Below are 21,211 nucleotides of genomic sequence, written 5' to 3'. Positions count from 1 at the left end.
AGCGAAGCGCCACCCGGCTTTTTTATTGAGTAAAAATCGTGAATACACTTGAACACACCATCGGTAATACCCCTCTGGTCAAGCTTCAGCGCATGGGACCGGACAATGGCAGTGAAATCTGGGTCAAACTGGAAGGCAATAACCCGGCGGGTTCAGTAAAGGACCGCGCCGCGCTTTCAATGATCGTTGAAGCCGAAAAACGCGGTGAAATAAAGCCTGGCGACGTCCTGATTGAAGCCACCAGCGGGAATACCGGTATCGCGCTGGCGATGATTGCCGCGCTGAAAGGCTATCAGATGAAGCTCCTGATGCCGGACAACATGAGCCAGGAGCGCCGGGCCGCGATGCTGGCCTACGGTGCCGAGCTGATTCTGGTCACCAAAGAGCAGGGGATGGAGGGCGCGCGCGATCTGGCGGCGGAAATGGCGCAGCGTGGCGAAGGGAAACTGCTGGATCAGTTCAATAATCCGGATAACCCCTATGCGCATTACACCACCACCGGACCGGAAATCTGGCAGCAGACCGCCGGGCGAATCAGCCATTTTGTCTCCAGTATGGGCACTACCGGCACCATCACCGGCGTATCCCGCTTTTTGCGTGAACAGGATAAGCCGGTGAGTATTGTGGGACTGCAGCCGGAAGAGGGCAGCAGCATTCCGGGTATTCGGCGCTGGCCGGCAGAGTATATGCCGGGGATTTTTAATGCTTCGCTGGTTGATGCGGTGCTGGATATTCACCAGCAGGATGCGGAAAACACCATGCGTATGCTGGCGGTACGGGAAGGTATTTTTTGCGGCGTTAGCTCCGGCGGCGCGGTGGCCGGCGCATTACGTATCGCGCGTGAAAATCCCGGCGCGGTAGTGGTGGCGATCGTCTGCGATCGCGGCGATCGCTACCTGTCTACCGGGGTTTTTGGCGAAGAGCACTTCAGCCAGGGGGCGGGTATTTAACGGGCTGGCGAGTCCAGCAGGTCGGTACCGTAGGAGTTATCTACGGTACACAGCCAGCGCTGCTCCTGCCGGCGAAAAACATAGGTGGCGCGGCGCGTGACCTGGGTGGTGCCTCCCTCCGGAGTCGGGATATCCAGCCGGGTTTCCATAATCACCAGCGCAGTGTCGCCGCCTTCCAGTATCTCCATTCTGCCTTGTGTCACCACCAGACGGTGCTGAAAATAGTCGGCAATGGCGAGAAAGGCTTTGCGGATGTTCTCCTTACCTTTCACCAGCCGTTCTGGCTGCACCACCAGCAGGGCATCCTCCGCGTAGTAGTCCATTAACGTATCGTAGTCTTCCTGCGATATTGCGCGGTCGCACGCTTCAATGACGGCTTTTAGCTGCGGGTTTACCATGAATACCCTCCGGGGTTAGTGCCGATAATGGGTCACCAGATTATCGAGAAATGTCCACAGCTTCTGGTTCATCTCGCGATAATCCCAGCTGCGCATCTCCTGTACGGAACGGATAAAACGCCGGCCTTTTGCCGCCTCAAGCTCCTCCTGCGAATGGGTGATGAGCCGTTCAATGACCTCTGCGTCAAATTCCATGTGGCACTGGAAACCATATACCCGGTCGCCATATTTCACAATTTGTCGCGGGCAACCTTCGCTTGCGGCCAGCACCGTTGCCGTCGGCGTCATGCCGGGCATATCGTTATGCCAGTGTCCCACGACCAGAGCAGGGCCAAAATGAGCGATATTCGGGTCACGTAAACCCTCTACGCTGAGGGTGACAGGGTAGTGGCCGATCTCTTTTTCCGGGCTTTGCATGACGGGGGCGCCCAGCGCTTCACCAATCAGCTGTGAGCCAAGACAGATGCCGATGACAATTCGCCCGGCGGCGATGGCCTGGGCAATAAGATTTTGTTCAGCATGTGTATCAAAATAAGCACACTCCGCCAGCGTAGTACGTGGTGACTGCGGGCCGCCGAGCACCACCAACATATCGAAGCCATCGGCGTTTGCCGGCAGCGGATCGCCGGCGTATACCCGTGACCAGCCGATGGTGTAGCCCCGATCCTGTGCCCAGTGGAGGCAGGCTCCCGGTGATTCAAAATGTTCGTGGACGATAAAATGAATTTGCATAGACGTCACTCCGGTGAGGGTTGGAGAACGAGGTGTAAATCGTCAGCCAGGCGCTCAATCTCATCATCGCTTAACGTTCCCGGCGATAGCCGAAGACCGTGCGATGGCGTGTGAATACCGAACGCTTCACCTTCGCGGACTAACCAGCCGGCGCGGGCTAAGCGCAGGGCGATTGGCTGGCTCGGCTCCGTTAGCGGCAGCCAGAAATTGAGGCCATCTCCCGGAGGGAAAGGGGGAAAACCGCGTTGGGTCAGGGCCGCGGCCAGTTTTTCATTCTGCCGATGATAATGGCGACGACTCTCCGCCAGCGAGGCAGTAAAGACGCTATCATTCAGGCAGGCAAAGGCAAAGCCCTGCAGCAGATGGCTGACCCACTGGCTGCCGGCGTTGAGCCGCAGACGTAGCGCTGCCGAGGTGGTGCTATCGCTGGCAACAAACGCCAGACGCAGGTCCGGCCCGAGCGTTTTTGACAGGGAGCGCACCAGCGCCCAGCGCTGAGTGGTGGCGGGCAGAGGGGAGTGCCAGGGCGTTGCCGATAACAATGCGAAGTGGTCATCAATAATCACCAGCACCTGCGGGTAATGAGCCAGTATCTCGCGAATAGCCGCTGCCCTGGCTTCACTGAAGCTACAGCCGGTCGGGTTGTGCGCGCGCGGGGTCAGAATGACGGCTCGCGCGCCGCTGCGTAAGGCCAGTTCCAGCTCGTCAGGCAACATCCCTTCTCCGTCAACTGCCACCGGACAGGCATGGAATCCGGCGTAGCGCAGCATATTGATACTGCTGAGGAAGCAGGGGTCTTCAACAACCACGCCGTCGCCGGGCAGAAGCAGGGCGCAAAGCAGCCGCTCCAGCGCATCGATGGCGCCACTGGTCAGGTTAATCTCAGCATGGATTCCCAGGTCCTGGTGCATCCAGCGCTGCGCCCAGGCCGCCAGCTTAGGTTCCACGGCGGCATCGCCGTACAGGTGTGGGGTCAGCGAGAGCTGACTCAGATAGCGAGCGAGATCCGGCAGGCGGCGGGGATCCGGGTTACCACCGGAGATATCTCTGAGTGGCGACGAGGGGTCTCCGCCTTCCTGCGGCAGGGGAGCATTCGCGGATTTAATGGCGGTACCGTTGCGCCCTTGACTGACGGCCAGCCCGGAGGTGACCAGCCGTTTATAGACCGCGGCGACGGTGTTGCGGTTAACCGTCAGTTCAGCAGCCAGCTCACGAACCGGAGGCAGCGTTTCTCCGGGTTTTAATACTCCGCTTTGTATCAGATGACGGATGTTATCAAAAATTTCACTGGCGGTTTTTCCAACGATCATTATTGACCTATGACAAAATGAATTTTAGCATAGGACGAATGATAATCAGAGTATGACCCGCTGTCCAGCGGGGGGAGAAGGGATGGGCCAACAAGACGAAATACAATCGGTGCTCTTCAACGATAAGAGCCGGGCGCTGCAGGTCGACATCGTCGCCGTGCAATCGCAGGTCGTGTACGGCAGCGTCGGTAACAGTATCGCGGTGCCGGCCATTAAACAGCATGGACTGCGGGTGATGGCCGTGCCGACCGTGCTATTCAGTAACACGCCACACTACGATACGTTCTATGGCGGAGTGATTCCGGAAGCGTGGTTTGTGGGTTACCTGCAGGCGCTGGAGGAGCGTGACGCGCTGCGTGAACTGCGGGCGGTGACCACGGGATATATGGGCAGCGCGGTACAGATAGAACGCCTGGCGCAGTGGTTACGCCGGATCCGCGAATCTCACCCACAGCTCTGTATTCTTGTTGATCCGGTCATTGGCGATGTCGACAGCGGGATCTACGTGAAGGCGGAGATTCCGGATGCCTATCGTACTCATCTGCTGCCGCTGGCGCAGGGGATAACGCCAAACTTGTTCGAACTGGAAACGCTGAGCGGAATGCCCTGCCGCCATCAGCAGGAGGCCATCGCTGCCGCGCGTAGTCTGTTATCCGACTCGCTGAAGTGGGTCGTGATTACCAGCGCCCCGGGAATGGACAGCGCGACGATTAACGTTCTGGTGGTAACGGCTGATTCGGTTGAGGTAGTGGTCCATCCGCGCGTTGAAACGGATCTGAAAGGTACCGGCGACCTGTTTTGCGCCGAGCTGATTAGCGGCCTGGTGTCGGGGCTGACGCTGGGAGCGGCGACGCAGGCTGCGGCGCAGCGGGTGCTGGCAGTGATGACCTGGACCGATCGGCAAGGCTGTGATGAGCTGATCCTGCCGCCGCCGGAGGTCACAGCATGAAGAGCTATCGTTTAGTTGTACGTCAGCAGGGGCGTATTGTTGGTTATTTTGAGACCGCCGGTAATGAGGCCCTGGAAGATGTCTGCGTGGCCCGGTCGCTGTTTGGCGTCACCGGTGGATACCAGTGCGATCTGTTGGTTTCAGATAGCGAACGGCGGATTCTGGAAAGTGGGCCAGAGGGGATGAAGGTACTCTCCCGGGAGAAATGCTTTCGGCCGGTAAAATCCATCCTGTAAAAAAAATGGCGCCATAGGGCGCCATTTTTTCTGCGGCAAGAATTACTTCTTGATGCGAATGACCGGGGTTTCACCCACGGTAACGCTACCGGAGAGTTTGATCAGCTCTTTGATCTCGTCCATGTTGGAGATAACAACCGGAGTCAGGGTCGACTTGGCTTTCTCTTCCAGCAGCGGCAGATCGAATTCGATGACCGGATCACCCACTTTCACACGCTGACCTTCTTCGGCAATACGTTTGAAGCCTTCGCCTTTCAGTTCAACGGTATCAATACCGAAGTGAACAAACAGCTCAATGCCGCTATCCGATTCAATAGAGAATGCATGGTTGGTTTCAAAGATTTTACCGATGGTACCGTCTACCGGCGCAACCATTTTGTTGCCGGTAGGTTTGATGGCAATGCCATCACCCACAATTTTTTCCGCAAAAACCACATCCGGCACGTCTTCGATGTTGACGATCTCGCCAGAGAGCGGAGCAACAATCTCAATAGTTCCGGAGTCTTTTTTGTCATCAGAAACCAGAGATTTCAATTTATCGAACAAACCCATGATCTTCTCCTAAGCAGTAATTTGGGCCGCGCATCTCGTGGATTAGCAGATTGTTTTTTCTTCAATGAACTTGTTAACCAGCGTCATTAACTCGTCCGTTGTCGGTTGAGCAAGAGCCTGCTCTGCTAATACTTTCGCATCTTCGAAGTTCGTGTTACGAATAATCTTCTTGATACGCGGGATGGAAATGGCGCTCATAGAGAATTCGTCCAGCCCCATACCCAGCAACAGAAGTGTAGCACGTTCATCGCCCGCAAGCTCACCACACATGCCAGTCCATTTGCCTTCGGCATGAGAAGCATCAATGACTTGCTTAATCAGCGTCAGTACAGATGGCGACATTGGCTGGTAAAGATGTGAAATCATATCATTACCACGGTCAACTGCCAGAGTATATTGCGTTAAATCATTGGTTCCGATACTAAAGAAATCGACTTCTTTCGCTAAATGACGGGCAATCGTTGCCGCGGCTGGTGTTTCAACCATCACGCCGACTTCGATTTTTTCGTCGAATGCTTTACCTTCGTCACGCAGTTCCTGCTTGTAGATCTCAATCTCTTTCTTCAGCGCACGCACTTCTTCAACAGAGATGATCATCGGGAACATGATGCGAAGCTTACCGAACGCGGAGGCGCGCAGAATGGCACGTACCTGGTCACGCAGGATCTCTTTACGATCCATCGCGATACGTACTGCACGCCAGCCCAGGAACGGGTTTTCTTCTTTCGGGAAGTTCATGTACGGCAGTTCTTTATCGCCGCCAATGTCCATGGTACGAACGATAACGGCCTGAGAACCGCACGCTTCGGCAACCGCTTTATAGGCGGCAAACTGCTCTTCTTCAGTCGGCAGCGCATCGCGGTCCATGAACAGGAATTCTGTACGGTACAGGCCGACGCCTTCTGCGCCGTTGCGCTCAGCGCCATCGACGTCACGTACGGTACCGATGTTGGCGCAGACTTCAACCTGATGTCCGTCCAGCGTAATCGCCGGCAGATCTTTCAGCTTAGCCAGTTCTGCTTTCTCTTCAGCGACCTGAATCTGCAGTTTACGCAGCTCTTCGATTTGTTCGTTGGTCGGGTTAACCAGAACCTGGTTATTCACCGCATCAAGGACCAGATAATCGCCGTTTTTCACCTGGGTGGTGACGCTACCGGTGCCCACGATGGCAGGCAGTTCAAGGGAACGCGCCATGATAGAGGTGTGGGAGGTACGGCCACCGGCGTCGGTGATGAAACCCAGCACCTTGTTCAGGTTCAGCTGTGCGGTTTCCGACGGAGTCAGATCGGCGGCAACCAGAATCACTTCTTCCTGAATCGCGCTCAGATCGATGATAGCCAGGCCGAGGATGTTGCGCAGCAGGCGCTTACCAATATCGCGTACGTCAGCCGCACGCTCTTTCAGGTATTCGTCATCCAGCTCTTCAAGAGCGGTAGCCTGGCCTTCGATAATTTCATTTGCTGCCGCGTCGGCAGTCATGTTCTTATCTTTAATCAGGGCTATGATTTCCTGCTCAAGCTCCTCATCTTCCAGCAGCATGATGTGCCCTTCGAAGATGGCTTCTTTTTCTTCACCGAAAGTTTCACCAGCTTTGGTTTTGATGACCTCCAGCTGGGCGGAGGCCTTGGCGCGGCCGCTCAGGAAACGTTCGACTTCCTGATCAACCTTATCGGCAGAAATTTTCTTCCGGTCGATGACAATTTCGTCTTCTTTCAGCAGGAGAGCCTTACCGAAAGCGATACCCGGGGATGCTAAAATGCCTGAAATCATAACCCTACCTTACTTGTGACTGATATTAAAAAGAACCCGTGAACTTATTCGAGTTCAGCCATCAGTTTTACCAGATGCTCAACTGCTTTCTGCTCATCTTCGCCTTCAGCGGAGATAGTCACGACGGTACCCTGAGTCAGGCCCAGAGTCTGCAGTTTGAACAGGCTTTTGGCGCTGGCGCTTTTGCCGTTGGAGGTTACAGTGATCTCAGAAGTGAAGCCTTTTGCTTCTTTAACAAACTGAGCAGCAGGGCGGGTGTGCAGACCGTTCGGAGCGGTAATGGTAACTTCTTGCTGGAACATTATATTTCCCCAACTTATAGGTTTAGTGTTGTGGACCTAAAGTCTAGCCTAACGGCCAGGCTTTAGCCTGTATTGTTAGCGCCGGCATTACGTGTCTGGCTAAGGTGTCAGCAGCGTGTTCGCTGTGAAGACCATCTGGCCGTGGACGTCTGGCACGTCATTAAACATTATGCAGCGAAAGGAAGACTTGAACCAAATCATAAAATCGATTCAGCTTACGGAAATCCGATTATGAATAATTTCGCGCATCAAAATAAATGTGTTGGTTAAATACCAGACCCTACGCGGTGAATCAATGCCAGGAGGGGTAAAACTTTGACGTATGCCACAAAAAAGCACCTGAAAAGGTGCTTTTTTACACGATGCTAACGAGCTGGCATCACTGTTGCAGTTCTTTCTCGGTGAAGAGATCGGCAAACAGCGCGGTGCTTAAATAACGCTCACCTGAAGAGGGTAGGATAACCACAATATTCTTATTGGTAAAGGCCTCATCTTCCTGGAGCTTAAGCGCCGCAGCGACGGCCGCGCCGGATGAGATACCGGCCAGAATACCTTCTTCATCCATCAGACGACGTGCGGTGGAGATAGCTTCTTCGTTGGTGATAGCCACCACTTTATCAACCAGCTTCAGATCCAGGTTGCCTGGAATAAAGCCGGCACCGATGCCCTGAATTTTATGCGGACCTGGCTTCAGCTCAACGCCCGCCAGCGCCTGAGCGATAACCGGGGAGTCGGTCGGTTCAACCGCCACGGTGATCAGATCTTTTTTGCCTTTCGTGCCTTTAATATAGCGACTCACGCCGGTCAGCGTACCGCCGGTGCCGACGCCGGAGATAAAGACATCCACCTGGCCATCCGTATCTTCCCAGATTTCCGGGCCGGTGGTCTTTTCATGAATTTCCGGGTTTGCCGGGTTGCTGAATTGCTGCAGCAGCAGATATTTTTCCGGGTTGCTGGCGACAATCTCTTCTGCTTTCTGAATCGCGCCTTTCATGCCCTTCGCGCCTTCGGTCAGTACCAGATTCGCGCCGAGTGCTTTCAGCAGCTTACGACGTTCAATACTCATGGTTTCCGGCATAGTCAGCGTCAGCTTATAACCGCGCGCTGCCGCAACGTAGGCGAGAGCGATACCGGTGTTACCGCTGGTCGGTTCAACCAGCTCAACGCCTGCTTTCAGTACACCGCGTTTTTCGGCATCCCAAATCATATTGGCACCAATTCGGCATTTTACGCTAAAGCTCGGGTTGCGTGATTCAACCTTTGCCAGGATGCGCCCGTTACCGATTCGGTTCAGTCGTACTAACGGCGTGTGGCCGATAGTCAGGGAGTTGTCTTCAAAAATCTTACTCATGGCCCGTCCTTAACTGTATGAAATTTGGGATTACGGCTTCAGCATACCCGCTTAAAGAATATGCGGAAGTAAGGATTTAGCATATCTATATTCGGAAGGGAAATAATGGTAAGCCAGAAGGAATAAGGCGCGGTATATAGCCGCTGTGCTTCAGGCCACGCGTTTGCTGGCCTGAAGCACTGGGCACAAGGAGAGGGCGCTATTTCCACATGGCGTGTTTATCGCGATAGCAATCGACCCACATGGCCGTTGCGCCGCAAATGGCCACCGGCAGGATAACGAGGTTGAGGACCGGGATCATGGTGAACAGGCTGGTCAGCGCGCCAAACTGCATATTGGTGACTTTACGGGTCCGCAGCGCTTCGCGCATGGTTTTAAACGGCACTTTGTGGTTGTCGAAGGGGTAGTCGCAGTACTGAATCGCCAGCATCCACGCGCTAAACAGGAACCACAGTACCGGCGCCAGCGTCTGGCCAATTCCGGGAATAAAATAGAGTATCAGCAGTACGATTGCACGCGGCAGGTACCAGGCGAACTTTTGCCACTCACGCTTCATAATGCGCGGCACGTCTTTCATGATGCCAAAAACGCCCACGTCCGGCGGCGTGGCGCCGGTCAGACGAGCTTCGAGCTGCTCTGCGAGCAGGCCGCTAAACGGCGCGGCAATCCAGTTGGCGATGGTCGAGAAGAAGTACCCGAACACGAGCAGGATAGAGATGACCACGATGGGCCACAGCAGATAGTTCAGCCATTGTAGCCACTGCGGAACATGGTTCATTAAGGATGGGATCCAGCTATCCAGGCGGGTGAACAGCCACCAGAAGGCGCCGCCCATCAGAATGATGTTAACTAACAGAGGCAGAAAGACGTAACGACGAATCCCCGGCAGCCCGATCAGTTTCCAGCCCTGCGAAAAATAGTAGACGCCGCTACGCGGGGTAGATGCGGATGTTGAAACCATGGTCAGGCGATGCTCCTCTTTTGACATCCTAACTGAATGCCCGCTTATTTTATCGGGTTGTCAGACAATAACCAGTTAGGAAATGTTCGAAAAAACAGCAAAAAGCACGATTTAGTTCATCTTTATGTAGTGAAAGCGGTAGACACACTTGCACTCGACGTAATCGGCAAATACTCTTAGTGAGTAAATGTTTGCCGTGGTGGCAAGGTGTTAGAACAACAGAGAATATAATGATGCAGGATTTGCGTCTGATATTAATCATTGTTGGCGCGATCGCCATACTCGCTTTACTGGTACACGGTTTCTGGACCAGCCGTAAAGAACGTTCCTCGATGTTTCGCGATCGCCCACTGAAACGTATGAAGTCTCGCGATGACGAAGAGTCTGAGAACGATGACTTTGATGACGATGTTGAAGGCGTAGGTGAAGTTCGCGTTCACCGGGTTAACCACGCCCCAAATGGCGTGCATGGGGAGCAAGAAGCACCTCGTCAGGCGCCGCCGCAACACCAATACCAGCCTCCTTACGAGCGTCAGGTGCAGCAGCCTGTGCGTCCGGAAGAGCCGGTACGGCAGCAGCCCGTTCAGCATCAGGCACCGCAGCCTCATGTACCGTCGCCTCAGGTGCAACAGCCACCGCAACCTGTCGCGCCACAGCAGCCTGTGCCGCCGCAATATCAGCCTCAGCAGTCGCCTCAGCAGCCGGTAGTTCAGAGTGCGCCGCAACAGCCTGCTCAGGTACAGCAGCCAGCGCCGCAGCCTGTCGCCGCACAGCCTCAGCCGGCAGCTGAACCGCAGGTCTCCGAGCCTCAGCAGCCAGCGCCAGCGCCGCAGCCAAAAGAACGCAAAGAAACGGTTATCGTCATGAACGTTTCTGCGCACCAGGGCACGCAGATTAACGGCGAAGTGCTGATCAACAGCATCCAGCAGGCGGGCTTTAAATTTGGTGATATGAATATTTTTCATCGCCATCTCAGTCCGGACGGCAGCGGTCAGGTTCTGTTCAGCCTGGCAAATATGGTTAAACCGGGTACCTTCAATCCTGATGGTATGGCCGACATGACCACGCCTGGCGTAACGATCTTTATGCAGGTGCCGTCGTTTGGTGATGAGCTACAAAACTTTAAACTGATGCTGCAATCTGCACAGTATATTGCCGATGAAGTCGGTGGTGTGGTGCTGGACGATCAGCGTCGGATGATGACCCCGCAAAAACTGCGCGAATATCAGGACCGTATTCGTGAAGTTAAAGAGGCTAACGCCTGATTTATTCCCCGGCGTTTCGTCTACCAATCCAGAACCCCCGCCTGCCGGGGGTTTTTTATCATTGATGGTGTGATATGGAACCGATCGAACAAAAACTAACTGAACTGCGAACCACGCTTCGCCATCATGAATATCTGTACCATGTTATGGATACCCCGGAGATTCCCGATGCGGAATATGACCGGTTAATGCGCGAACTGCGCGAGCTCGAAGCTCAGCATCCGGATCTGATTACCCCTGATTCTCCAACCCAACGCGTGGGCGCGGCGCCGCTGGCGTCATTCAGCCAGGTCCGCCATGAGGTTCCGATGCTGTCGCTGGATAACGTCTTTGATGAAGAGAGCTTCCTTGCCTTCAACAAGCGCGTTCAGGATCGACTCAAGAGCAGTGATGACCTGATCTATTGCTGTGAGCTAAAGCTGGACGGGCTGGCGGTCAGCATTTTGTATGAAAACGGCGTCCTGGTTCAGGCGGCAACCCGTGGCGATGGCACCACCGGCGAAGATATCACCGCCAACGTCAGGACAATTCGCGCCATCCCGTTGAGACTGCGTGGCGACAATATTCCACAACGGCTGGAAGTTCGCGGCGAGGTCTTCTTACCGCAGGCCGGCTTCGAAAAAATTAATGAAGAGGCCCGCCGTACCGGAGGGAAAGTGTTTGCTAACCCACGAAACGCGGCGGCAGGCTCTCTGCGTCAGCTCGATCCGCGAATTACGGCGAAGCGACCGCTTACTTTCTTTTGTTACGGCGTGGGCGCGCTGACTGGCGGTGAGCTGCCGGAGAGCCATTCCAGCCGTCTGCAGCAGTTTAAGGCATGGGGGCTGCCGGTTAGCGACCGGGTGACGCTCTGCCATACCCCAGAGGAAGTGCTTACTTACTACCGTAAAGTTGAAGAAGACCGTCCGAATTTAGGTTTTGATATTGATGGTGTGGTCATCAAAGTCGATTCCCTGGCGCTTCAGGAACAGCTTGGATTTGTGGCCCGTGCGCCGCGCTGGGCGGTGGCGTTTAAGTTCCCGGCGCAGGAGCAAATGACTTTTGTGCGCGACGTCGAGTTTCAGGTAGGGCGTACCGGAGCCATCACGCCAGTGGCTCGCCTGGAGCCGGTGCATGTGGCCGGTGTTCTGGTGAGCAATGCTACTTTGCACAACGCCGATGAAATAGAGCGCCTGGGGCTGCGAATTGGCGATAAAGTGGTGATTCGCCGCGCGGGGGACGTGATTCCTCAGGTCGTCAACGTCGTACTCTCCGATCGCCCGGAGGAGACGCGAGAGATCGTCTTCCCGACCCATTGTCCGGTGTGTAATTCTGATGTTGAACGGGTCGAAGGCGAGGCGGTAACGCGCTGTACCGGCGGGTTAATTTGCGGTGCGCAGCGTAAGGAAGCGCTAAAACATTTTGTCTCCCGCCGCGCGTTAGATGTGGAGGGCATGGGGGATAAAATTATCGACCAGCTGGTTGAGAAAGAGTACGTCCACACTCCGGCAGATCTCTTCCGCTTAACCGCCGGGAAACTCACCGGTCTGGATCGAATGGGGCCTAAATCAGCACAAAACGTGGTTAATGCCCTGGAAAAATCAAAAGCAACCACCTTTGCTCGTTTCCTCTACGCATTAGGTATTCGCGAGGTCGGTGAAGCAACGGCAGCGGGGCTGGCGGCCTATTTCGCCACGATTGAAGCGCTGGAGCAGGCTACTATTGAGGAGCTGCAAAAAGTGCCGGATGTGGGAATTGTCGTGGCCACGCACGTCTTTCACTTCTTTGCTGAAGAGAACAACCGCGATGTGATCGCGCAGCTCCGCGCGGAAGGGGTCAACTGGCCTGCGCCGGTGGTGGTCAATGCCGAGGAAATTGATAGCCCGTTTGCCGGTAAAACGGTTGTCCTGACCGGCAGTCTCAGCCAGCTTTCTCGCGATGATGCGAAGGCGCGGCTGATGGCGCTGGGGGCAAAAGTCGCCGGCAGCGTCTCGAAGAAAACGGATCTGGTGATTGCCGGCGAAGCGGCGGGCTCTAAACTTGCTAAAGCGCAGGAGCTGGGCATCGCCGTCATTGATGAAGCAGAAATGCTGCGGCTGCTGGGAGAATAAGGTGGATAAGGATCAGCTCATTGAGATTGCTAATACGGACATGCCGTTTGGTAAATACAAAGGCCGTCGCCTGATTGATGTGCCGGAAGAGTATTTGCTGTGGTTTGCCCGTAAAGACCAGTTTCCTGCCGGCCATCTTGGCGAGCTGATGGCATTAACTTTGTTGATTAAAACAGAAGGGCTGACCCAGCTGGTTCAGCCCTTGAAGAAGCCTCGTTAAGCCTCAGAGGCGCGGGTTTTCTCCTGCGCCAGCCGTGCTTCAGCCTGCCGTTTATAGCGTCGTGCCAGAACGGCGCACACCATCAGCTGAATCTGATGGAAGATCATTAGCGGCAGCACCATGATCCCCAGAATCGACGTCGGGAAGAGGATGTTGGCCATCGGTATCCCGTTTGCCAGGCTCTTTTTCGAACCACAGAAAACAATCGTGATTTCATCGGCCTTATTAAAGCCGCATTTGCGTGCGACGAAGATATTAATGGCAATCACGATAGCCAGCAGAACCAGGCTGACGACCACGATGAAGAGTAACGAGCCGACGCCGACTTTATGCCAGATGCCGTTCACTACTGCCTCGCTAAATGCGGAATAGACCACCAGCAGAATCGAAGTCTGGTCGGTTTTTGAGATCCACTTTTTATGCCGGGCAACCCAGTCGCCAATCCATGGGCGAGAGAGATGGCCAAGAACGAACGGCAGCAGAAGTTGCAGCATAATCTTACCGACCTGTTCCAGATTGCCGCCGGCGCCGTGCAGGTTCATCAGCAGACCGACCAATAGCGGCGAAATAAATATCCCCAGCAGACTTGAAGCCGATGCCGAGCAGACGGCCGCGGCGACGTTACCCCCTGCCAGCGAGGTAAAGGCAATGGCTGATTGAACGGTCGCAGGCAGAATGCAGAGATAGATAAATCCGGTATACAGCGCAGGGTCGACATTAATCGGCGCCCACCAGGCAAACAGCACGCCTAAAACAGGGAATACCACAAACGTGCTGCACATAACCCACAGGTGTAAACGCCAGTGGCTGCCGCCGGCGACGATGGCCTCGCGGGAGAGTTTCGCCCCGTGCATAAAAAACAGCAGCGCAATGGCGGCGGTGGTTAAATTTTCAAAGAAGGGAACAAAACCGCTGCGGGCCGGAAAAAAAGAGGCCAGCAGCACAACGGTGATAAGAGTCAGAGTAAAGGGATCAAGAATGCGGAAAAGTTTCATAAACGCTCCTGAAAATCGATATCGCTATTGTGCTTTTTCTATTTTGAGAAATAAAATTAATTTATTGCATCCATTCATGAATAAAAAATATGAATTATTCGCTCCGTCAGTTGAAGGTCTTCGTCACCGTCGCCAGAGCAAAAAGCTTCAGCCGGGCAGGGGAGATCATTGGTCTTAGTCAGTCTGCGGTCAGTCATAGCGTAAAAGAGCTGGAACACCAGACCGGCGTTCGTTTACTCGATCGTACGACCCGGGAGGTGGTGCTAACGGAGGCGGGACAGCAGCTGGCCGGTCGACTTGAGCGGCTGCTGGATGAACTGAACAGCACGCTGCGTGATGCCGGACGGGTCGGACAGCAGTTAACCGGAACCGTACGGGTGGCCGCTAGCCAGACGATTTCAGCGCATCTGATCCCGCAATGTATTGCGCATAGTAACCAACGTTATCCGGAGATCGACTTTGTGCTGCACGATCGTCCGCAGCAGTGGGTGCTGGAAAGTATCCGCCAGGGGGAGGTGGATTTCGGTATTGTTATCGATCCCGGTGCGGCGACCGATCTGCAATGTGAGACGGTGCTGGCGGAACCTTTTTTGCTTTTATGTCGGGAGGATCATCCTTTTGCCGAAAGAGTATCGGTGAACTGGCAGGAGCTTCACGGCCAGCGGCTGGTATTGCAGGATTACGCCTCCGGCAGTCGGCCGCTGATTGATGCCGCGCTGGCGCGCTTTGGCATTGATGCCAATATTGTGCAGGAGATTGGGCATCCGGCTACGCTGTTTCCGATGGTGGAGTCAGGTATTGGTATCAGCATTCTACCGGCGCTGGCGCTACCGCTGCCTCAAGGCAACCATTTGCGGGTCAAGCGACTCACTCCGGTTGTTGAGCGTCAGCTGATGCTGGCGCAGCGTAAAAATCGTTCACTCTCTACCGCCGCGCAGGCGTTATGGGAAGTCGTGCGTGAAGAGGGAAATACGCTGACCGCGGGCAGAACTGACGATCCGCTGTATCAGCGGTGAAGCGTGCTTCAGTGGCGGCGAGCGTGGCATACAGAAACTAAAGTGAGGGATAGGGCTGGTGGCTCGGGCAGGATAACGCGCTTTGCTCGCCCTTCGGGCCGTCGCCGCGAGCGACTCCGTTGTCTCGCTTGGCTCGACTCGAACCTGCACGGTCGGGCATGGTGCTCAGAAACGAAAAAAGCGCCTGGAGGCGCTTTTTTCTGAATATGGTGGGTCGTGCAGGATATCACTCGTCCCATCCTGAGACTCGCCCTACGGGTCGCCGCATGCGGCGATGCAAAATTGTTCCCGACGATTTTGTCGAACCTGCGGCAGGTTCTCATCCTGCACGGTCGGGCATGATGCTCAGAAACGAAAAAAGCGCCTGAAGGCGCTTTTTTCTAAATATGGTGGGTCGTGCAGGATTCGAACCTGCGACCAATTGATTAAAAGTCAACTGCTCTACCAACTGAGCTAACGACCCGAAGTGGTGGGTGATGACGGGATCGAACCGCCGACCCCCTCCTTGTAAGGGAGGTGCTCTCCCAGCTGAGCTAATCACCCACTTCGGTACTTCACATTTTAACAAGAAATCCAGCTGGCGAGAAAGTGGTGGGTGATGACGGGATCGAACCGCCGACCCCCTCCTTGTAAGGGAGGTGCTCTCCCAGCTGAGCTAATCACCCACTTCTCAATTTCTTGCTACACGGCGGAGACTACATAAGTAGTGGTGGGTGATGACGGGTTCGAACCGCCGACCCCCTCCTTGTAAGGGAGGTGCTCTCCCAGCTGAGCTAATCACCCCCGCTGTGTGGAGTCGCATTATAGGGAGAGTTGAAAATGAGTCAACGCCTTTTCTAAATAATTTGTTTGTTCGTCGTAAAATTAGCCAAAACGATCGCAAAAGCATCCGCGGAGCATGATTTATAAACAAAAATAGCAAAGCGTGACGTTCAGACCTGAACAACATTGAGGAATCAGCCCACGGTGTTAGAATATTCACCCATAAATACCCACGGACTCTGCCGGTTGTCGGCATCTTTATTAAACGTAAGGCCATTTCATGAAAATCAAAACTCGCTTCGCGCCCAGCCCGACAGGCTATCTGCACGTTGGCGGCGCGCGTACTGCTCTCTATTCCTGGCTTTTTGCTCGTCATAACGACGGTGAGTTTGTACTGCGTATTGAAGACACCGATCTTGAACGCTCAACGCCGGAAGCAATTGAAGCCATCATGGATGGGATGAACTGGCTGAATCTGGAATGGGATGAAGGTCCGTACTTCCAGACCAAACGTTTTGACCGCTATAACGCCGTCATTGATGAAATGCTGGAAGCGGGTACCGCTTATAAATGCTATTGCTCCAAAGAACGTCTGGACGCGCTGCGTGAAGAGCAGATGGCAAACGGTGAAAAGCCGCGTTATGACGGACGCTGCCGCCACGGCCATGAACATCATGCCGATAACGAACCTTGCGTCGTACGTTTTGCTAACCCGCAGGACGGATCCGTTATTTTTGACGACCAGATCCGTGGGCCAATCGAATTCAGCAACCAGGAACTTGACGATCTGATCATCCGTCGTACCGATGGTTCGCCGACCTACAACTTCTGCGTGGTTGTGGATGACTGGGATATGGAGATCACCCACGTGATCCGCGGTGAAGATCATATCAACAACACCCCGCGTCAGATCAATATCCTGAAAGCGCTGAACGCCCCGGTCCCGGTATATGCCCACGTTTCCATGATTAATGGTGATGACGGTAAGAAACTCTCCAAACGTCACGGTGCCGTGAGCGTCATGCAGTATCGCGATGATGGCTACCTGCCGGAAGCGTTACTGAACTACCTGGTGCGTCTGGGCTGGTCCAGCGGCGATCAGGAGATCTTCAGCCGTGAAGAGATGATCAAGCTGTTCTCCCTGGGAGCGGTAAGCAAATCGGCCAGCGCATTCAACACGGATAAACTGCTGTGGCTGAACCATCACTATATTAATTCGATGGCGCCGGAATACGTAGCGACTTATCTGCAGTGGCATATTGAGCAGGAAAATATCGATACCCGTAACGGTCCGCAGCTGGCTGAACTGGTTACTCTGCTGGGTGAACGTTGCAAAACGCTGAAAGAGATGGCGGCAAGCAGCCGTTATTTCTACGAGGAGTTTTACGAGTTTGATGCGGACGCGGCGAAGAAACACCTGCGTCCGGTTGCTCGTCAGCCGCTGGAAGTCGTGCGTGACAAACTGGCCGCGATCACTGACTGGACAGCAGAAAATGTTCACCATGCTATTCAGGCGACGGCGGATGAGCTGGAAGTCGGGATGGGTAAAGTCGGGATGCCGCTGCGCGTTGCAGTGACCGGGGCAGGCCAGTCACCGGCTCTTGATGTGACTGTACATGCGATCGGTAAATCCCGCAGCGTAGAGCGTATCAATAAAGCGCTGACCTTTATTGCAGAACGCGAAAGCCAGCAATCCTGATTCAGAATTGCTCCTCGAAGCGTAACGAAGCGGCAGGGTATATCCTGCCGTTTTTTTTACCTATTTCTGACTGGCAATACCGAGACGTGACAAGAACCCACTGATTCCTTCACGGGCGAGAAGGTCCCGCAGGCGCTGCTGCTCTTCAGTCGTCATCAGATGCAGCGTTTCGGCAATCTGTCGCCAGATAACGCCAGCATCGTTAACAAAATAGTGGCTGGACGGTTCTGCCAGCTGATGCTCGGTCAGCAGATGACGGAGTGCCGGAATATTGGCCAGAAAATCGAGGACCGGCTTATCAATAATGATCAGGCGAGCGCGGCCACCCTTTACGCCGGGAATAGTCTCGGTGCGCCATTTTTGTTCTCTGACCCAGCGGTTAATCGTTTGTCTGGCCAGACCAAGGCAATCTGCCAGCTCTGCCGGCGTCATTTTATCTTTTAGTTTCATCATTATATTACTGGTCACGAATATCCAGTCGCTGGAGCAACCCGCGAATACCTTCGCGCAACAGTAGCGACATCAGCTGTTTTTGTTCCCCGGGAGTCATCTCTTTACTGAGCGTCAGCAGCAAGGGTTCAAGGTCGTTTTCTGCCGGAGAATAAGAAGGGGAGGGTTCCGCCACGCGCTGTGCGCTGCGAATAAATTCTTTGACCTGCTCATTAACGTGTACGAGACGCGCCTTACCGCCCTGCACGCCGGGACGAGGTGATGTTTGCCATCCCTCCTTACGTACCCATTTATTGATCGTCTGCCGGCTGAACCCGGTAAGATGCGCAATTTCTTCAGGTGTCATTCGTTCCTTGAGCATACTATTTCCTGAGTAAAAATGTGGGAATTAGTTGCTCATGTTATAGCATCCTTTTACGCGAAAGAGTGACATGTTTAACGTCTACCTGCGATAAGGCTCGCAATGTCAGCGAGTTGCCTGCTTTTTCAGCGATCAAATTGCGAGGCTTCATTTTGCCGTTGACACCTGACGAAGGAATTCATATTATGCCGCCCGTCAACACGACACGTTTTACGGTTCGGGGCTATAGCTCAGCTGGGAGAGCGCTTGCATGGCATGCAAGAGGTCAGCGGTTCGATCCCGCTTAGCTCCACCAAACTCTGTTCCCATCAGGTTTGGTTCGTAAAACACTTTGTGGGGCTATAGCTCAGCTGGGAGAGCGCTTGCATGGCATGCAAGAGGTCAGCGGTTCGATCCCGCTTAGCTCCACCAAATTCAGAACCCTCGCTACGGCGGGGGTTTTTTTTTGCCATCGCGAATGTAAAGCACTTTCTGGTTAAGTCAGTAAACTTACAGTCATTAGAATTCTATGTAATTTAAGATTCTTCCTCAGGTTATTTTCTTGCCTGAATTTATTATCCCCTTTAGTATTTTATTTAATATAAAACAGCATTGCCCAGCGCCGGAGTTTTTATTAACAATAATGATTGATAACTTTAACATTAATATTAGAAAAACGTTACTTGCGTTGGTCGTTTGTTTAATTTCGATCCCAATAGCCAGATTTATTTCACCTCTGACTATTGTCGACGGAAATCAGGTTTTTCTCGCCTGGCTGCCATTAAGTATGATGTACGCTGTTATCTTTATTTTTGGCCGCTACGCAATCGCCCCATTAATTATTTCTTTTGCTATTACTAATCATATCATCCTTCCCCTGACGGTCTTACAGTCGGTGCTGCTGCTATTTTGCCAGCTATTCTCAGTGCTGGTGTCCTGCGCGATTGTCAGAATGCTGATTGGCAGAACCTGGCGCAGTGGGTTGACGGCAAAACATATGGGGACGCGGATTTTCTGGGGCGGTTTTTTTGCACCGATGTTAATGAAACTGACGATGTATCTGGTTGGTGTGTTTTTTTCATTTCCGCTGGCTATCTCTAGTTATTTCAAAGGGATGCCGGCTGTATATACCATTATTGATATACAAAGCCTGATCAGCGCTGCATTAATATTTACTACCTTCTTTTATTACCCAATGCGGATGATTATCAGTCCACGTTACGCTAAATTATTCTGGCGGCGTCATTGCCAGCCGTGGTTTACCCGTGAGCGTCGGGCATTTACTCTGTACTGGTTTATGGCGCTGGCGACTATATTACTGGTGCTTTGCGCCCCCTATGAAGCTGACTATATCGCAGGCTATTTAGTCCCACTTATTTTCATTCTCTATTTTATCGGCATTAGCCGCCTGGGCCATGTATTAATTCGTATTTCCTGGTCCGTTTCGGCGTTTTTACTCGTTGCCTATAATCGAAATTTTCTGCAGGGTGTCCAGACTGAATACTCTCTTTCATTTGTGCTTTCCGTGCTGATCTCATTTACCATCTGTTTGTTTTATATGGTAGATATTTACGGTCAGAACGAACGGATTAAACTCAGATGGCGGGATCAGGCCCAGGAAGATCCATTAACCGGGCTCCCGAATCTGCGTGCGCTGGAATGCTATCTACGCCAGGATGCTGATTTCGTCATCAGCAGCTTACGGATCGCTAACCTGGATTTTCTCAGTCGTCATTACGGCATGATGATGCGGGTGCATTGCAAACAGCAAATTGCCAGCAAGCTACGGCCGCTGCTGGGGGAAAGGGATGAACTCTTCCAGCTGCCGGGGAGCGAGTTATTACTGGTTTTAGGCGGGCCAGAGCCTTCCGCGCGGCTGGGCCATATGGTGGCGATGCTGAATCACAAGAAGTTCAGCTGGCATAATCAAACGCTGGAGCTGGAATTCGGCGCGGCGTGGGCAAGACATCGCGGTATCGAAGAAGACCTGCATCCCATGCTGGGCCAACTGAGCTGGCTGTCAGAACAGGCGGGGAACGGACGGCAGGTGCTGGCGCTGGACGCCGCGCAAGAGCAGGTTTCTGACCAAACCAGCGAGCAGGTTCGGATGTTAACCCAGGTGAAGCGGGCGCTGAATGAACGCGATATTGAGCTGTATGCTCAGCCCATCCAGAATTCGGCGGGCGAGGGGTATCATGAAATCCTGACGCGGATGCGATGCGGCCAATTGATGATGACGCCGGACCAGTTTATTCCGCTGATTGTTCAGTTCAACCTGAGCCAGCGTTTTGACATGCTGGTGCTGGAGATGCTTTTCAGCACGCTGTATCAATATCCGGGACAACATTTTTCCGTTAATTTGCTGCCTTACACGTTGATGCAAAATGATAGCGCCGCGCAGATTATCGCCTTGTTTAAACGTTATCAGCTGTCACCGGAGGCCATTACCATCGAGATTACCGAAGAGCAGGCGTTCAGCGATGCGGGAGGGAGTATGCATAACATTCAGCTGCTGCGCGATTTTGGCTGCGCTATCGCCATTGATGATTTTGGTACGGGCTATGCCAACTACGAACGCCTGAAGCGCCTGCAGGCGGATATCGTAAAGATTGACGGCTGCTTTGTTCGCGATCTCGAGAGCGACCCGCTGGATGCGATTATGATTAAATCCATTATTGAAGTGGCGAAAGTTAAAAATATGACGGTGGTGGCGGAGTACGTCGAGACGGAAGAGCAAAAAGAGAAACTGCTGGCATTAGGCGTCGACTATTTGCAGGGATATTTAATCGGCAGGCCGCGGCCGCTCAGTGAGCTGCAGACGTAAAAAAGCCGGGGCAAGCCCCGGCTTTTTTATTATCTTGTC

Annotated in this window: 20 protein-coding genes, 6 tRNA genes and 2 other RNA genes; 11 read left to right on the top strand and 17 right to left on the bottom strand. The window is 53.6% G+C overall.

Translation table 11 applies throughout. The features are described from left to right. The first annotated feature begins 38 nt into the window (after window positions 1-38). Window positions 39-950, top strand: a complete 912-nt coding sequence (gene cysM, locus ROR01S_RS03360; protein ID WP_004866094.1) for a cysteine synthase CysM — start codon at window positions 39-41, stop codon at window positions 948-950. Here the strand turns inward: cysM and ROR01S_RS03355 are convergent. From ROR01S_RS03355 to ptsJ, 3 genes are read right to left on the bottom strand one after another with little or no spacing between them, the layout of a single operon-like run. Next, a complete protein-coding gene (locus ROR01S_RS03355) occupies window positions 947-1,348 on the bottom strand; it encodes a YybH family protein (RefSeq protein ID WP_004866092.1) in 402 nt (133 codons plus the stop codon). The two genes, cysM and ROR01S_RS03355, sit on opposite strands and share 4 nt — an antisense overlap. A gap of 15 nt (window positions 1,349-1,363) precedes the next feature. Beyond that, on the bottom strand, window positions 1,364-2,080 hold the full coding sequence (locus ROR01S_RS03350; protein ID WP_048025196.1) for a type 1 glutamine amidotransferase: 717 nt from the start codon (window positions 2,078-2,080) through the stop codon (window positions 1,364-1,366). A gap of 5 nt (window positions 2,081-2,085) precedes the next feature. Next, a complete protein-coding gene (gene ptsJ, locus ROR01S_RS03345) occupies window positions 2,086-3,390 on the bottom strand; it encodes a MocR-like B6 salvage transcription factor PtsJ (protein ID WP_064359106.1) in 1,305 nt (434 codons plus the stop codon). An 82-nt stretch (window positions 3,391-3,472) separates the two neighbouring features. Between ptsJ and pdxK the strand changes: the two genes are divergently transcribed. Together pdxK and ROR01S_RS03335 are read left to right on the top strand one after the other, a co-directional pair. Further along, window positions 3,473-4,339, top strand: coding sequence for a pyridoxine/pyridoxal/pyridoxamine kinase (pdxK, locus tag ROR01S_RS03340; RefSeq protein ID WP_004866083.1), 867 nt, complete (start codon window positions 3,473-3,475; stop codon window positions 4,337-4,339). Then, on the top strand, window positions 4,336-4,575 hold the full coding sequence (locus ROR01S_RS03335) for a hypothetical protein (RefSeq protein WP_004866079.1): 240 nt from the start codon (window positions 4,336-4,338) through the stop codon (window positions 4,573-4,575). The genes pdxK and ROR01S_RS03335 overlap by 4 nt, the downstream gene beginning before the upstream one ends. Window positions 4,576-4,617: 42 nt before the next feature. Here the strand turns inward: ROR01S_RS03335 and crr are convergent, their stop codons facing one another. The 5 genes from crr to cysZ all read right to left on the bottom strand — a co-directional run bounded on the left by crr (window position 4,618) and on the right by cysZ (window position 9,511). After that, window positions 4,618-5,127, bottom strand: a complete 510-nt coding sequence (gene crr, locus ROR01S_RS03330; RefSeq protein WP_003861316.1) for a PTS glucose transporter subunit IIA — start codon at window positions 5,125-5,127, stop codon at window positions 4,618-4,620. A 42-nt stretch (window positions 5,128-5,169) separates the two neighbouring features. Next, window positions 5,170-6,897, bottom strand: coding sequence for a phosphoenolpyruvate-protein phosphotransferase PtsI (gene ptsI, locus ROR01S_RS03325; RefSeq protein ID WP_064359105.1), 1,728 nt, complete (start codon window positions 6,895-6,897; stop codon window positions 5,170-5,172). Window positions 6,898-6,941: 44 nt separating this feature from the next. Continuing rightward, window positions 6,942-7,199 carry a phosphocarrier protein Hpr gene (ptsH, locus tag ROR01S_RS03320; RefSeq protein ID WP_000487600.1) on the bottom strand — a complete coding sequence of 86 codons (258 nt, stop codon included), beginning with the start codon at window positions 7,197-7,199 and terminating at the stop codon, window positions 6,942-6,944. 379 nt (window positions 7,200-7,578) lie between these two features. Further along, on the bottom strand, window positions 7,579-8,550 hold the full coding sequence (gene cysK, locus ROR01S_RS03315; protein WP_004865450.1) for a cysteine synthase A: 972 nt from the start codon (window positions 8,548-8,550) through the stop codon (window positions 7,579-7,581). 199 nt (window positions 8,551-8,749) lie between these two features. Beyond that, window positions 8,750-9,511: a sulfate transporter CysZ gene (gene cysZ, locus ROR01S_RS03310; RefSeq protein WP_004865446.1), complete on the bottom strand. Its 762-nt coding sequence runs from the start codon at window positions 9,509-9,511 to the stop codon at window positions 8,750-8,752. A 230-nt stretch (window positions 9,512-9,741) separates the two neighbouring features. On the opposite strand from cysZ, the gene zipA reads away from it, so the two are divergent. From zipA to ROR01S_RS03295, 3 genes are all read left to right on the top strand, one after another. Next, on the top strand, window positions 9,742-10,776 hold the full coding sequence (gene zipA / locus ROR01S_RS03305) for a cell division protein ZipA (RefSeq protein WP_015583739.1): 1,035 nt from the start codon (window positions 9,742-9,744) through the stop codon (window positions 10,774-10,776). 74 nt (window positions 10,777-10,850) lie between these two features. Beyond that, window positions 10,851-12,866, top strand: a complete 2,016-nt coding sequence (ligA, locus tag ROR01S_RS03300; protein WP_064359104.1) for an NAD-dependent DNA ligase LigA — start codon at window positions 10,851-10,853, stop codon at window positions 12,864-12,866. A 1-nt stretch (window position 12,867) separates the two neighbouring features. Further along, on the top strand, window positions 12,868-13,086 hold the full coding sequence (locus tag ROR01S_RS03295; RefSeq protein WP_004865436.1) for a DUF3820 family protein: 219 nt from the start codon (window positions 12,868-12,870) through the stop codon (window positions 13,084-13,086). Here the strand turns inward: ROR01S_RS03295 and ROR01S_RS03290 are convergent. Continuing rightward, entirely contained in the window at window positions 13,083-14,081 is a 999-nt protein-coding gene (locus ROR01S_RS03290; RefSeq protein ID WP_064359103.1) for a bile acid:sodium symporter family protein, read from the bottom strand. The two genes, ROR01S_RS03295 and ROR01S_RS03290, sit on opposite strands and share 4 nt — an antisense overlap. An 89-nt stretch (window positions 14,082-14,170) precedes the next feature. Between ROR01S_RS03290 and ROR01S_RS03285 the strand changes: the two genes are divergently transcribed. Further along, a complete protein-coding gene (locus ROR01S_RS03285; RefSeq protein ID WP_004865428.1) occupies window positions 14,171-15,097 on the top strand; it encodes a LysR family transcriptional regulator in 927 nt (308 codons plus the stop codon). Between the two features lie 56 nt (window positions 15,098-15,153). On the opposite strand, the gene ROR01S_RS03280 is transcribed toward ROR01S_RS03285, so the two are convergent. The 6 genes from ROR01S_RS03280 to ROR01S_RS03255 form a co-directional block, all read right to left on the bottom strand. After that, window positions 15,154-15,278: non-coding RNA, RtT sRNA (locus ROR01S_RS03280), on the bottom strand. A gap of 26 nt (window positions 15,279-15,304) precedes the next feature. Continuing rightward, window positions 15,305-15,441: non-coding RNA, RtT sRNA (locus ROR01S_RS03275), on the bottom strand. Window positions 15,442-15,484: 43 nt separating this feature from the next. Next, window positions 15,485-15,560, bottom strand: a tRNA-Lys gene (locus ROR01S_RS03270). Window positions 15,561-15,564: 4 nt separating this feature from the next. After that, window positions 15,565-15,640: transfer RNA gene (locus ROR01S_RS03265), tRNA-Val, on the bottom strand. 46 nt (window positions 15,641-15,686) lie between these two features. Further along, window positions 15,687-15,762, bottom strand: a tRNA-Val gene (locus ROR01S_RS03260). A 42-nt stretch (window positions 15,763-15,804) separates the two neighbouring features. Continuing rightward, window positions 15,805-15,880, bottom strand: a tRNA-Val gene (locus ROR01S_RS03255). 259 nt (window positions 15,881-16,139) lie between these two features. On the opposite strand from ROR01S_RS03255, the gene gltX reads away from it, so the two are divergent. Further along, on the top strand, window positions 16,140-17,558 hold the full coding sequence (gene gltX / locus ROR01S_RS03250) for a glutamate--tRNA ligase (RefSeq protein WP_064359102.1): 1,419 nt from the start codon (window positions 16,140-16,142) through the stop codon (window positions 17,556-17,558). 60 nt (window positions 17,559-17,618) lie between these two features. Here gltX and ROR01S_RS03245 read toward each other — a convergent pair whose 3' ends face one another. Continuing rightward, window positions 17,619-18,011: a YfeC-like transcriptional regulator gene (locus ROR01S_RS03245; RefSeq protein WP_064356792.1), complete on the bottom strand. Its 393-nt coding sequence runs from the start codon at window positions 18,009-18,011 to the stop codon at window positions 17,619-17,621. Between the two features lie 4 nt (window positions 18,012-18,015). Continuing rightward, window positions 18,016-18,369 (bottom strand): YfeC-like transcriptional regulator, encoded by a 354-nt coding sequence (locus ROR01S_RS03240; RefSeq protein WP_004865414.1) that lies wholly within the window; start codon window positions 18,367-18,369, stop codon window positions 18,016-18,018. 219 nt (window positions 18,370-18,588) lie between these two features. Between ROR01S_RS03240 and ROR01S_RS03235 the strand changes: the two genes are divergently transcribed. The 3 genes from ROR01S_RS03235 to ROR01S_RS03225 all read left to right on the top strand — a co-directional run bounded on the left by ROR01S_RS03235 (window position 18,589) and on the right by ROR01S_RS03225 (window position 21,172). Then, a tRNA-Ala gene (locus ROR01S_RS03235) sits at window positions 18,589-18,664 on the top strand. A 40-nt stretch (window positions 18,665-18,704) separates the two neighbouring features. After that, a tRNA-Ala gene (locus ROR01S_RS03230) sits at window positions 18,705-18,780 on the top strand. Window positions 18,781-18,991: 211 nt separating this feature from the next. Next, window positions 18,992-21,172 carry a sensor domain-containing phosphodiesterase gene (locus tag ROR01S_RS03225; protein WP_015583741.1) on the top strand — a complete coding sequence of 727 codons (2,181 nt, stop codon included), beginning with the start codon at window positions 18,992-18,994 and terminating at the stop codon, window positions 21,170-21,172. The last annotated feature ends 39 nt before the right edge of the window (window positions 21,173-21,211 follow it).

The organism is Klebsiella ornithinolytica NBRC 105727 = ATCC 31898 (assembly GCF_001598295.1).
GTDB classification, from domain to species: Bacteria; Pseudomonadota; Gammaproteobacteria; order Enterobacterales; family Enterobacteriaceae; genus Klebsiella; species Klebsiella ornithinolytica.
Note: the sequence above shows the minus strand (reverse complement) of the source record. Positions and strands in the feature narration are given on the sequence as shown.

What these genes read in the sequence shown, in the direction of transcription:
- ROR01S_RS03355 (WP_004866092.1), bottom strand. Translation starts at nt 1,348, where the DNA reads ATGGTAAACCCGCAGCTAAAAGCCGTCATTGAAGCGTGCGACCGCGCA.
- ROR01S_RS03350 (WP_048025196.1), bottom strand. Translation starts at nt 2,080, where the DNA reads ATGCAAATTCATTTTATCGTCCACGAACATTTTGAATCACCGGGAGCC.
- ptsJ (WP_064359106.1), bottom strand. Translation starts at nt 3,390, where the DNA reads ATGATCGTTGGAAAAACCGCCAGTGAAATTTTTGATAACATCCGTCAT.
- pdxK (WP_004866083.1), top strand. Translation starts at nt 3,473, where the DNA reads ATGGGCCAACAAGACGAAATACAATCGGTGCTCTTCAACGATAAGAGC.
- ROR01S_RS03335 (WP_004866079.1), top strand. Translation starts at nt 4,336, where the DNA reads ATGAAGAGCTATCGTTTAGTTGTACGTCAGCAGGGGCGTATTGTTGGT.
- crr (WP_003861316.1), bottom strand. Translation starts at nt 5,127, where the DNA reads ATGGGTTTGTTCGATAAATTGAAATCTCTGGTTTCTGATGACAAAAAA.
- ptsI (WP_064359105.1), bottom strand. Translation starts at nt 6,897, where the DNA reads ATGATTTCAGGCATTTTAGCATCCCCGGGTATCGCTTTCGGTAAGGCT.
- ptsH (WP_000487600.1), bottom strand. Translation starts at nt 7,199, where the DNA reads ATGTTCCAGCAAGAAGTTACCATTACCGCTCCGAACGGTCTGCACACC.
- cysK (WP_004865450.1), bottom strand. Translation starts at nt 8,550, where the DNA reads ATGAGTAAGATTTTTGAAGACAACTCCCTGACTATCGGCCACACGCCG.
- cysZ (WP_004865446.1), bottom strand. Translation starts at nt 9,511, where the DNA reads ATGGTTTCAACATCCGCATCTACCCCGCGTAGCGGCGTCTACTATTTT.
- zipA (WP_015583739.1), top strand. Translation starts at nt 9,742, where the DNA reads ATGATGCAGGATTTGCGTCTGATATTAATCATTGTTGGCGCGATCGCC.
- ligA (WP_064359104.1), top strand. Translation starts at nt 10,851, where the DNA reads ATGGAACCGATCGAACAAAAACTAACTGAACTGCGAACCACGCTTCGC.
- ROR01S_RS03290 (WP_064359103.1), bottom strand. Translation starts at nt 14,081, where the DNA reads ATGAAACTTTTCCGCATTCTTGATCCCTTTACTCTGACTCTTATCACC.
- ROR01S_RS03285 (WP_004865428.1), top strand. Translation starts at nt 14,171, where the DNA reads ATGAATTATTCGCTCCGTCAGTTGAAGGTCTTCGTCACCGTCGCCAGA.
- gltX (WP_064359102.1), top strand. Translation starts at nt 16,140, where the DNA reads ATGAAAATCAAAACTCGCTTCGCGCCCAGCCCGACAGGCTATCTGCAC.
- ROR01S_RS03245 (WP_064356792.1), bottom strand. Translation starts at nt 18,011, where the DNA reads ATGATGAAACTAAAAGATAAAATGACGCCGGCAGAGCTGGCAGATTGC.
- ROR01S_RS03240 (WP_004865414.1), bottom strand. Translation starts at nt 18,369, where the DNA reads ATGCTCAAGGAACGAATGACACCTGAAGAAATTGCGCATCTTACCGGG.
- ROR01S_RS03225 (WP_015583741.1), top strand. Translation starts at nt 18,992, where the DNA reads ATGATTGATAACTTTAACATTAATATTAGAAAAACGTTACTTGCGTTG.